Annotated in this window: 10 protein-coding genes; 7 read left to right on the top strand and 3 right to left on the bottom strand. The window is 64.8% G+C overall.

What is annotated here, in order from left to right:
* Positions 1-126: 126 nt before the first annotated feature.
* From AX735_RS10500 to AX735_RS10470, 7 genes are all read left to right on the top strand, one after another.
* Positions 127-1,587, top strand: a complete 1,461-nt coding sequence (locus AX735_RS10500) for a carotenoid oxygenase family protein (RefSeq protein ID WP_066279488.1) — start codon at positions 127-129, stop codon at positions 1,585-1,587.
* 4 nt (positions 1,588-1,591) lie between these two features.
* Positions 1,592-3,151, top strand: a complete 1,560-nt coding sequence (locus tag AX735_RS10495) for a long-chain-fatty-acid--CoA ligase (protein WP_066279484.1) — start codon at positions 1,592-1,594, stop codon at positions 3,149-3,151.
* A gap of 117 nt (positions 3,152-3,268) precedes the next feature.
* Positions 3,269-4,267, top strand: a complete 999-nt coding sequence (locus AX735_RS10490; RefSeq protein WP_066279480.1) for an NADP-dependent oxidoreductase — start codon at positions 3,269-3,271, stop codon at positions 4,265-4,267.
* 15 nt (positions 4,268-4,282) lie between these two features.
* Positions 4,283-4,684, top strand: a complete 402-nt coding sequence (locus AX735_RS10485) for a nuclear transport factor 2 family protein (RefSeq protein ID WP_066279478.1) — start codon at positions 4,283-4,285, stop codon at positions 4,682-4,684.
* Between the two features lie 258 nt (positions 4,685-4,942).
* Entirely contained in the window at positions 4,943-5,215 is a 273-nt protein-coding gene (locus AX735_RS10480) for a hypothetical protein (protein WP_023838530.1), read from the top strand.
* Positions 5,216-5,375: 160 nt separating this feature from the next.
* Positions 5,376-6,245, top strand: coding sequence for an alpha/beta fold hydrolase (locus AX735_RS10475; protein ID WP_066279475.1), 870 nt, complete (start codon positions 5,376-5,378; stop codon positions 6,243-6,245).
* Positions 6,245-7,045 (top strand): TIGR03084 family metal-binding protein, encoded by an 801-nt coding sequence (locus AX735_RS10470; protein WP_066279472.1) that lies wholly within the window; start codon positions 6,245-6,247, stop codon positions 7,043-7,045. The genes AX735_RS10475 and AX735_RS10470 overlap by 1 nt, the downstream gene beginning before the upstream one ends.
* Before the next feature lie 652 nt (positions 7,046-7,697).
* Here AX735_RS10470 and AX735_RS10465 read toward each other — a convergent pair.
* From AX735_RS10465 to crtD, 3 genes are all read right to left on the bottom strand, one after another.
* Positions 7,698-8,096: a hypothetical protein gene (locus AX735_RS10465; protein ID WP_156447464.1), complete on the bottom strand. Its 399-nt coding sequence runs from the start codon at positions 8,094-8,096 to the stop codon at positions 7,698-7,700.
* Between the two features lie 117 nt (positions 8,097-8,213).
* A complete protein-coding gene (locus tag AX735_RS10460) occupies positions 8,214-9,017 on the bottom strand; it encodes a hydratase (protein WP_082751033.1) in 804 nt (267 codons plus the stop codon).
* Between the two features lie 47 nt (positions 9,018-9,064).
* Positions 9,065-10,606, bottom strand: a complete 1,542-nt coding sequence (gene crtD / locus AX735_RS10455; protein WP_066279465.1) for a 1-hydroxycarotenoid 3,4-desaturase CrtD — start codon at positions 10,604-10,606, stop codon at positions 9,065-9,067.
* Between the last annotated feature and the right edge of the window lie 269 nt (positions 10,607-10,875).

The raw sequence follows: 10,875 nt of genomic DNA, 5'->3' as shown, positions 1-10,875 counted from the left end.
CCGCCGCGGCAATTCGGCGCGGAACTGATGCTGGAATTCTGATAGCCTCTTGCTGGCCCGCCGTCCTTTTCATCGGGGCGGCGGGCCTTTCCTTGCAACGCCCAACGGGATCGCAAAAGCTTAGACATGGCCAAGCCCTTTCCCCCGCATCCGTTCCTGCACGGACACCATGCCCCGAACCGCTTCGAGGCCGATGCGCCCGATCTGGTGATCGAGGGCGAGATTCCCGATGATCTGGCCGGGGTCTTCTACCGCAACGGGCCCGAACCGCTGCACCCGACGCGCGGCGACGAATATCACTGGTTCGACGGCGACGGCATGGTCTATGGCTTCTTTATCGAGAATGGCCGCGTCGCGATGCGCAACCGCTGGGTCCGGACCGAGAAGTTCGAGCTGGAACGGGCGGCGGGGGAGCGGCTGTTCGGCGTGTTCGGCAATCCGATGACCGCCGACCCCTCGGTGCAGGGCAAGCGCTACAATACCGCGAACACCAACATTATCGTGCATGGCGGCAAGCTGCTCGCGCTGATGGAAGGCGCGCCGCCGGTGGAGATGCATCCGCGCGACCTCAGCACCATCGGCGAGGAGCATTATGGTGGGACGATCTCCACGACCTTTTCCGCGCATCCCAAGCTGGACCATGCCACCGGCGAGCTGATCAATATCGGTGCGATGATCAACGGGCCGATGGGCGCGGCGGAAATCCGCTATGACATTATCGACCGCACAGGGGCGCTGACGCACAGTGAGATCATTCCCGTGCCCCACATGAGCCTGATGCACACGTTCTTCGTCACCGAGAACTGGGTGGTGTTTCCGGTACTGCCGATCGACACCGATCTCGGCCGCTTCATGCGCGGCGGGCCGATGACCGCCTGGGTCAACGATCGCCCGTCGAAGCTCGCGGTGATGCCGCGCCGGGGCAGTGCCAGTGACGTGCGCTGGTTCGAATACGAGCCGCGCCACATGTTCCACGAGCTCAACGTCTGGGAAGAAGGGGGCAAGATCATCGCCGATGTCGCCGCCGCCAACGGTACCGCATTGTTCCCCGACGAGACCGGGGTGCGCGCGACGCATGCCGGCACGCGCCAGAGCCTGCGCCGCTGGACGATAGACCTTCAGGCGAACACCGACATGCTGCGCGAGGAGGTGATCAACGAGCGCGACCTGCAATTCCCGCGTCCCGACGACCGGCTGATGACACGGCGGACGCGCCAGGCCTTTGCCAATATCAACCTCGAATCGCGCGATGCCCGGGCCGAGGGGCTAGATGCGGTGCTTCGTTTCGATACGCAAACCGGCGCGGAGGATATCTATCATTTCGGAAAGGGTTCAGCTGCCGGCGAACTGATCTTCGCGCCGCGCCTGGGGGCCAAGACGGGGCCGGAGGGCGAAGCCGACGGCTATGCGATGACTTTGGTCCACCGCGCTAATGCGCCGGGCAGCGAGCTTGCGATCTTCCACGCGCTCGACATCGCCTCGGGCCCGATCGCGCGGGTGCACGTGCCGTTCCGCGTGCCGAGCGGATTCCACTGCAATTTCTACCCCGCCGATGGCGATCTCTACGCCCAGGCGATGGCACGCTGACGCGATGAGCATGATCGCCGACATGGTGGCGCGTGGCGCGGCCACGACCCCGGACAAGACCGCACTGATCCAGGACGATGCAGGCCTGAGCTATTCGGAGCTGCACAATCTGACCTGCCGCTGCGTCGCCGCGCTCAAGGCCAGCGGCATCGCCAAGGGCGACCGGGTGGCGTTTCTCGGCCTCAACCATATCGACTATGTCATCCTGCTGATCGCCGCGCTGCGCATCGGTGCGGTGACGGTGGCGGTCAACTGGCGGCTGGTCCCGCGCGAGATCGCCTATATCGTCCAGGATGCGGGCGCGCGCTTCCTGCTGACGCAATCGGCGGTGCTGGACAATGCGCTGGCGGTGCGCGCCGAGGCCAGGCTCGAGACGATCCTGCTCAGCGATGGCGAATTCGAGGGACGGCCCGCTTTTCGCGCCTGGGTGCAGGGCTTTGCGCCGGATGAGCGCGTGGCCGCGCTGGACCCCGCGGATGTCGCGGTCCAGCTCTATACCTCGGGCACGACGGGCCATCCGAAGGGGGCATTGCTCACGCACGGCAGCCTCACCGCATCGCTCAGCCAGGGCCGCAAGATCGGCGAAGACTGGGCGGCCTGGTGGCCGAGCGACGTGTCGCTGGTGGCGATGCCGCTCTTCCATATCGGCGGCACCGCCTGGGTGATGCAGACGCTGAACGGCGGCGGCACCGGGGTGATCCTGGCCCAGCCCGACGTGGCCGCGATCATCGCCACGGTGCAGCGCCATGGCATCACCAAGATGTTCGCGGTGCCTGCGGTGCTCAACATGATCCTCAACCATCCCGATGCTGCGGGTGCGGATTTTTCCTCGATGCGCGTGTTGCCTTATGGGGCGTCGCCCATTCCGCTCGATGTGCTCAGCCGCTCGATGCAGATGTTCCCCAATGCGCAGTTCGTGCAGATGTACGGCGCGACCGAGACCAGCGGCACGATCGTCTATCTGCCTCCCGAGGACCATGATGTCGCGGGCACGCCCCGGATGAAGGGCTGCGGCAAGCCTTTCCCCGATGTCGAATTGCGCATCGTCGGCGAGGACGGGCAGGACCGCGCGCCGGGCGAGGTCGGCGAGGTCTGGGTGCGCGCGCCACTGGTGATGGCGGGCTATCACAATCTGCCCGAGGCCAATGCGGGCGCGTTTGTCGATGGCTGGTACCGCACCGGCGACGCGGCATACCGGGACGCTGACGGCTATCTCTATTTGTACGACCGGGTGAAGGACATGATCGTCTCGGGCGGGGAAAATATCTATCCCGCCGAGGTCGAGAACGCGCTGCACCACCACCCGGCGGTGCGCGACTGCGCGGTGATCGGTGTGCCCGATGCCCGCTGGGGCGAGGCGGTCAAGGCGATCGTCGTGACCAGGGCGGGCGAAAGCGTGAGCGCCGACGATCTGATCGCCTTTGCGCGCACGCAGATCGCGGGGTTCAAATGCCCCAAGAGTATCGATTTCGTCGACGAACTGCCGCGCAACCCTTCGGGCAAGGTGCTCAAGAAGGAATTGCGCAAGCTCTACTGGCAGGAGGGCGAGCGGCAGATTGGGTAACGCTTCCTAGTCACCCCCTCCCGTTTGTCCCGAGCGAAGTCGAGGGACGTATGCGCGACGTCCCTCGGCTTCGTTCGGGACAAACGGATCTTATTCGAGCCTAAACAGGAGCAAATCATGACCACCACCCGCCAATGGCTGATCGCAGGCCGCCCGCGCGGCCGCCCCGTGCAGGACAGCGATTTCGAACTCGTCACGCGCGAGCTGCCGCCGCCGGGGCCGGGGCAGATGCTGCTGAAGACGCACTATCTGGGCTTCGATCCGGCGCAGAAAGGCTGGATGGAGAATATCGCCGATTATGTCGCGCCGACCGAGATCGGCGAGGTGATGCGCGGTTCGGGCATATCCGAGGTGATCGAATCGAACGGCGGCAAGTTCCCGGTCGGCACCATGGTGATCGGATCGACCGGCTGGACCGAATATCACCTCTCCGACGGCGAGGGGCTGGTGCCGTGCGATCCCGAACTGCCGCCGACCGCGATGATGTCGGTGCTCGGCACCACCGGGCTTACCGCCTATTGCGGGCTGTTCAAGATCGGCAAGCCGGTTGCGGGCGATACCGTGCTGGTCTCGGGCGCGGCAGGGGCGACCGGATCGGTGGTCGGCCAACTGGCGAAGATCGCCGGGTGCCGCGTGGTCGGCATCGCGGGCGGCGCGGACAAGTGCGCCTGGCTGGTAGAAGAGGCGGGCTATGACGCCGCGATCGACTACAAGGCGGGCGGCGTGCGCGAAGCGATCAAGCGCGAATGCCCGCGCGGGGTCGACGTGATCTTCGACAATGTCGGCGGCGCGATCCTCGACGACATGCTCAGCCAGATCGCGACGGGCGCGCGCGTCGTCATCTGCGGCGGGATCAGCCGCTACGAGACCGGGCAGATGCCCGCTGGACCGCAGAACTATTTCAACCTGATCTTCCGCCGCGCGACGATGACCGGCTTCATCGTGCTCGACTGGGCGGCGGAGTTCCCTGCCATCCGCAAGCGGCTCGCGGGCTTCGTGCACGAGGGGCAGCTGACCTATCGCGAGGATATCCAGCACGGCTTCGAGAACGCGCCGCAGACGATGCAGCGGCTGTTCTCCGGGGCCAATCGTGGCAAGCAGATGCTGAAGCTCTGATTGCTGCAGGGGGCCATGACCGGGGAATCGCAGCTCAAGGCCATCGTCCAGGCCGTCTATGCCCATGCCGGTGCGGGCGACTGGGCGGCGTGCGAGGCGCTGCTCTCGCCCGATCTGGTGATTCACGAGGCCGAGGGCCTGCCTTATGCCGGCACCTATCGCGGGCGCGATGCCTTGCGGCGTCTGCATGGCATCGTCATGGCGCACTGGCAGGACCCCGAGATCGAATTCCACGCGATGACGGCGGGCGATGGCCATGTCGTCAGTCTCGTGACCTTTCATCTGACGTCCAGGGCGACGGGCAAGCGCGCAGCGATGCCGCTCGCCGAAACGTTTCGGATCGAGCAGGGCCGGGTCACCGAAATCCGGCCCTTCTACTTCGATCCGGCTGCAGTAGGCGCGCTTGACCACGCCTGAATCGAAGCTGATAGCCCAGCTATACGTGTCAAAAGCGCAACTTTGTTGCGATGCACAACGATGCGCGAATAGCTAACATATTGAATTTCAATACATCCTCAGAATAATTGCAAAATTTGCATCTAGCCTCGCAAAAATATCATTCGCAAATGCAACATTGCGTATTGAAACCTATCAATCGCTCACTTAAATGGCGGTCACAAGAATACCGCCCATACAGGGCCAACGTCCTCCCCCGCGATTGAAAGGAATGCCATCATGAACCTTCGTTCCGCACTGCTCGGCGCCGTTCTCCTGGCCGCCACCGCCGCTCCCGCCTTCGCGCAGGACGACGCCCTGATCTCGAAGAACCAGACCATCTACGACGCCGAAGGCAAGCGCGTCGGCAAGGTGACCCGCGTTCTCGAAGACGGTTCGGCTCTGGTCATCTACAAGGGCAAGGTCGTGCGCATCGGCGCCTCGACCCTGACCGCCGCCGAAGGCAAGGTCACGACCTCGCTTTCGAAGAAGGAACTTGCCCGTCTGGATTGATCCTCTCGATCCATGACACCCGAAAAGGCCGGGGAAGCACAGCGCTTCTCCGGCCTTTTTCGTGCCTGCGATGCGTGCCGCCAAGCCTGCCGTAGCGTCACCCGAACCCGTTGCCCAAAGCCACTTTTCTTTTGCGCACAAAGCCGCTTAAGGTCGGGACATGAAAGCCACCGGACCTTCCTCGCAGACCTATTTCTCGCAGCGGCTGCGGCTGCATTATGCCGATTGGGGCAATGCTGACGCCCCGCCACTGATCCTGGTCCATGGCGGCGAGGACCATTGCCGCTCCTGGGACTGGATCGCCAGCGAATTGCAGGACGACTGGCACGTGATCGCGCCGGACCTTCGCGGCCATGGCGATTCGCAATGGACTGCCGACGGCAACTACCCGATCATGAACTTCGTCTACGACCTGTCGCAGCTGGTCGAGCAGTTCGGCTATGACCAGGTGACCATCGTGTCGCATTCGCTCGGCGGCAATACCGCTTTGCGCTATGCGGGCCTGTATCCCGAAAAGGTGCGCAAGATCGTCGCGATCGAGGGGCTGGGGCCGTCGCCGAAGATGATCGAGGAGCGCAACGCCACCCCGGTGCACGAGCACTGGCGCAAATGGTATGCCGACAAGCGCGCCAAGGCGACGCGCAAGCACCGCGAATATGACAGCTTCGAGGAAGCGCTGTCGCGGATGCACGCGGAGAACAGCTATCTCACCGCCGAACAGGCGCGGCACCTGTGCGAACACGCCGTGATCCGCAACGAGAACGGCACCTATAGCTGGAAGTTCGACCCGCATATCCGCATCTGGCCGATCCTCGACATTCCGCCCGAGCACATGCACCAGCTCTGGCAGCGCATCAGCTGCCCGACGCTGCTGTGCTGGGGGGAGAAGAGCTGGGCCTCTGACCCCGAGGCTGATGGCCGGATGGAGCTGTTCCAGAACGCGCGCCTCGCCAAGTTCGCCGATGCCGGGCATTGGCTGCACCATGACCAGTTCGACCGGTTCAAGGCCGAGCTTAAGGGCTTTTTGTGATGCAGCAGGCCGCCGATTTCCTCACCGAATGCGACCGTATTCTTGGGCTGGTCGCGCCGCTCGACGAAGCGACGCTCGCGACGCCGACCGCGTTCAAGGGCTGGACGATCAGCGACGTGATCGGCCATCTGCACGTCTGGAACCAGGCCGCGCAGCTCTCGCTCAAGGACGAGGACGCGTTCAAAGCCTTCATGCGTCAGGTCGGCGGCATCATCGCCAAGGGCGGGGATCTGAACAGCTTCGAGCGCGTCTGGCTCGACGGGCTGACCGGCCAGGCGCTGATCGCCCGATGGGCCGAAACCTATCGCGCGGTCGCCGCCGATTTCGCCGAGGCCGATCCCGCGCAGCGCGTGCCCTGGGCCGGGCCGAGCATGAGCGCGCGCTCGTCGATCACCGCGCGGCTGATGGAAAGCTGGGCGCATGCCCAGGCGATCTTCGACGTGCTGGGCGTGGATCGCGAGAATGGCGATGCGCTGAAGAATATCTGCGTGCTCGGGCTCAACACCTATGGCTGGACGTTCAAGAACCGCAAGCTGGAGCCGCCCCAGCCCGTGCCGCAGCTTCGCCTGACCGCGCCGTCGGGCGAGCTGTGGGTCTTCGGCGAACCGGCGGACGGCGAACTGATCGAGGGTGATGCGGCCGAATTCTGCCAGGTGGTGACGCAGACGCGCAACATCGCGGACACGGCGCTCAAGGTCACGGGGCCGAATGCCACCGCCTGGATGGCCATCGCGCAATGCTTTGCCGGTGCCCCGGTCGACCCGCCCGCGCCGGGCGTGCGGCGGAAGGCGGTGGCTTGAGGTACGGCGGCTGCCAACTGTGGCCTCCGAGCTGATCCAGCCCGTCACCCTGAACTTGTTTCAGGGCCCATTTCTCCCCATGCGGCTTCGGCTGATCGGGCACGATGGATACTGAAACAAGTTCAGCATGACGGCGTTTATAGCCGCTGAGATTAGCGCGGGGCGCACGCAGCGCTCATGCCGCTCGATGGTCAGCAGATGGGCTGGGCGCGACCCGCACAAAACTCCCCTCCCTGAAAGGGAGGGGCAGGGGGTGGGTCATCCTCGCGCTCCGCCATTCACCAATGCGCGCGACCGCACACCCACCCCTAACCCCTCCCTTGCAGGGAGGGGAACGCGCATCGCGCAGCCTTTCGATGAACACGCCCGCCCCCTCCGCGCCTTCGCGTGAGAAATCTGATTCACGCGAAGCCGCGAAGAGGCCCGGCGCAATCTCGAACCCCGCCCCACAAACCACCCGCTCCCCTGCGAAGGCAGGGGCCCATCTCCCAAGCGCTGCGCCTGGCGCAAGAGCAGGAGATGGATGCCTGCCTTCGCAGGCAAGCGGTTGGTGGAAAGTGGCAGCTTGACCGCGATACACCAACAGTCTGCTATCAACTTGGTGCGCATTATTCCTGCCGTTCGGCATGCAACGCCTTTGCTGCCATAACGGCTATTCCTCGTAGTAATCCAATTGAACCCGAGACCGTGCCTTGTCCGCGACTACGGAGACACGGCCGCCAGATTCAAATTCGTTTGGTGACACGGAAAATTCGACCGCCACTGGAAATTCGCGCCCAACCTTTGGTCCGCCAGAATATTCGTAGCTGCCACCTGAGGCAGGCATTTGACTAAAGTCCCAACCGGTCAGCAAGGATGCGAAGTCCCGCGGGTCAATCTCGAAAGCGCATGTCGCTAGCACGTCAGTCATGCCCCATGTTTCACATTCTGCGTTTGCGAGTGATGACGGCACATCTTCGAGACGGAGGAGGGTGCCAATTGTTTTGTTGGCTCTCGGTGCGCTTATAAAAACAACGAAGAAAATTGCGGTCGCGATGACGATGAATGCCACGGCGCCCTTTTTGATCGTTTGGGTCGTCCACATAAGCAAAACACTAACAAGGTTGGCGTCGGGTTTCCACCAAAACCCCGCCATTCCGGCAACCAACCTCGGCCCCAAAAGCCACCCTCACCCCCGCCTTGGCATCCGGAACGGCAGCATCAGCTTCACGATCCCCTTTTCCAGCCGGTCGAGCGACAGGCTCTCGTGCACCGCCTCGGCACTCTCCCCGAACAGCCGCGTCTTCAGCGCGGTGCGCGAATAGAAGGGCGTGTCCTCCCATGTGCGGCGGATCTCGACCGGTGCACCCGCATCCGCGCGCGTGATGCGCGGCATGCGCCACAGGGTCTTGGGCAGCACGCGTTCGGGGGGCAGTTCGACCTCGCTGATCGTGCCGTCCTCGGCAAAGCGCAGGCCCATGGCGAAGCGGCTGGCGTCGCGGCGCTGGCCTTCATAGAGCACCACCGAATCGCGCCCCAGATGCGCGCGCGACCAGTGCCAGTCGGAAAAGCCGCGCTCGAGCGGCTCGATCCCGGCATTGCTGTCGATATAGCCCTCGCCGCGCCAGCTGAGCGATGGGCTCTTCATGTCGACCTCGATCGCCGCGCGCGGGGCGATCGGGCGCCAGGCATGGTTGCCTGCGAGGTCGAGCGGCCATTGGGTCTGCGGCATCATGTGCGGATAGACGCGGATCGTGCCGCGTACCCGGCGCGGGATCGGCGCGGTGATTTCCATCAGGTCGATGCGCAGGCTGGTGCCGTCCCAGTGCATCGCGCTGGGGCCGATGACGAGATGGTCGTGATCGCGTGCGAGATGCTTCGAGCCGCGCTCGGTCATGCACCAGCCGCCACCCGGGCCATAGAGCGCGACGTTCATCGCGATATGATTGTCCGGATCGCCGCGCCCCGACCAGTGATAATAAGGCGAGAACACGCTGCCGATGAACGCGATGATGGTGAGGCCGTGCTTTCCGTCGTCGCTCAGCGCGTCGATATACCACCAGGCATAGCCGCCCGGCGGGACGACCGCATCGAAGGCAGGTCCGCAAGCAGCCGCTCTGCCGCCAAGCGGCCGGAGAGGCTCGCCATCGGGATCCCGGCGCCGGGGTGAATGCCACCCCCGGCCAGATAGAGCCCCGGCAAGCGGCTCGCTGCCCCGGGCCGCTGGAAAGCCGCCTTCCAGCCATGGGTCGCCCGGCCGTAAAGGGCGCCGCCCGTCGCCGGGAACAGACGCTCGTAATCCGACGGGGTCACCAGATGCGAATTGTCCGGCGAACGGTCGATCGTCAGGCCACAGGCCTCCAGGAAGCCGAAAACTTGCCTCTCGCATCGGTCGATCTCCGCCTGTGAACTTTGCCTGGTGTCGCCATTGGCTGGCGCGTTGACGATGAGCTGCAGCCGCTCGGGACCCGGCGGCGCGCGCGCACTATGGTCGTCGCGGTCCTGCGCGCAGATATAGATGGTCGGCGCCTCGGGCACCGCGCCGCGACCGAAGATCGCGTCAAACTCGGCGCGATAATCGTTCGAGAAGAACACGCTGTGGCGGACGAGCGGAAAACCGGCGGTCTTTGCGTTCATCAGCCAGGTCATGCTGGAGAGCGAGCGCTGTTTCGGCGGCACCGGCGGCACCGCCTTGCGCGCCGCCTCGCCGAGCCGGCCGATGTTGAGCGCGGCGGGATCGCCGTTGAACACCACCGCGCGGCCACGGATGACCTCGCCCGATTCGAGCCGCACGCCGGCGGCGCGGCCATGTTCGGTGACGATCTCGGCAATCGGCGCGTCATAGCGGAATTGCGCGCCGTTGCTGCGCGCGAGGTCCGCGATGGCCGTCGCGATCGAGTGCATGCCGTTGTCGGCGAGCCACACCCCGTCCTGCTCGACATGCGCGATCAGCATCAAGGTGGCGGGCGCGACGAACGGCGACGATCCGCAATAGGTGGCATAGCGGCCGAACAGCTGCTGCAGCCGGGGGTCGTGGAAATGGCGGCCCAGCGCCTTCCACATCGCCTGATAGGGGCGGATCGCCATCGTCTCGGGCAAGCGCCTGAGGCCGATGCGCGTCACCAGCGAGAAGGGGGTGGGCGCCGGGGCCTCCAAATAGGGTTCGCGCAGCACGTTGAAAATGCGCGCCGCCTCGGCGCAGAAGGTGCGGAAACCCGCGGCATCGCGCGCGCCGAAATAGTCGCCGATCGCGGATTCGCTTTCGCCCAAATCGGCGAACAGGTCGAACGGCGCGTCCGGCCCCCAGGCATGGCGCGCGATCAGGCTGGCGGGGGTGAGCGGGATCGCAGCGTCGAGATCGCCGCCGCAGTCCTGGAACAGCCGCTCGAACACCCAGCGCATGGTGAACACCGTCGGCCCGCCATCGACCGGACGGCCTTCGGCCATCACCTCGCGCAGCTTGCCGCCGGGGGTCTTCTGCCGCTCGACCACCAGCACCGGCTCGCCCGCCGCCGCGAGCAAGGCAGCGGCGCTCAATCCGCCCATGCCCGCGCCCGCGACGATGATCGGTTCATGCCGCATGGCTGGGCCAGTCTGGGAAGAGCCGGGTCATTGTGCGATGCTAGCACCTGTCCAGAAAGTTTGACAGATGTTTGTCGCAATATTTGGACATTGTCGAAGTGCAAACTGCTACAGTCGCTCAAGCCCTCCCCCTTGATGGGGGAGGGTAGGGTGGGGGTGTTCGTGCCGGATTGTGCGAACCGTGCGATGCCGCGCCAGTCCGCGCGGCCGCCCAATCACCCTCACCGCTGCGACTAGGCTCCTTCGTCGCCAAGTCTCGCTGCCTCTCC

This window comes from Blastomonas sp. CCH1-A6 (genome assembly GCF_001556365.1).
Lineage (GTDB): Bacteria > Pseudomonadota > Alphaproteobacteria > Sphingomonadales > Sphingomonadaceae > Blastomonas > Blastomonas ursincola.
The sequence above is the reverse complement of the archived record's forward strand: the minus strand, read 5'-3'. Positions and strand labels throughout refer to the sequence as shown.

What these genes read in the sequence shown, in the direction of transcription:
- AX735_RS10470 (WP_066279472.1), top strand. Translation starts at nt 6,245, where the DNA reads ATGCAGCAGGCCGCCGATTTCCTCACCGAATGCGACCGTATTCTTGGG.
- crtD (WP_066279465.1), bottom strand. Translation starts at nt 10,606, where the DNA reads ATGCGGCATGAACCGATCATCGTCGCGGGCGCGGGCATGGGCGGATTG.
- AX735_RS10480 (WP_023838530.1), top strand. Translation starts at nt 4,943, where the DNA reads ATGAACCTTCGTTCCGCACTGCTCGGCGCCGTTCTCCTGGCCGCCACC.
- AX735_RS10495 (WP_066279484.1), top strand. Translation starts at nt 1,592, where the DNA reads ATGAGCATGATCGCCGACATGGTGGCGCGTGGCGCGGCCACGACCCCG.
- AX735_RS10475 (WP_066279475.1), top strand. Translation starts at nt 5,376, where the DNA reads ATGAAAGCCACCGGACCTTCCTCGCAGACCTATTTCTCGCAGCGGCTG.
- AX735_RS10485 (WP_066279478.1), top strand. Translation starts at nt 4,283, where the DNA reads ATGACCGGGGAATCGCAGCTCAAGGCCATCGTCCAGGCCGTCTATGCC.
- AX735_RS10500 (WP_066279488.1), top strand. Translation starts at nt 127, where the DNA reads ATGGCCAAGCCCTTTCCCCCGCATCCGTTCCTGCACGGACACCATGCC.
- AX735_RS10490 (WP_066279480.1), top strand. Translation starts at nt 3,269, where the DNA reads ATGACCACCACCCGCCAATGGCTGATCGCAGGCCGCCCGCGCGGCCGC.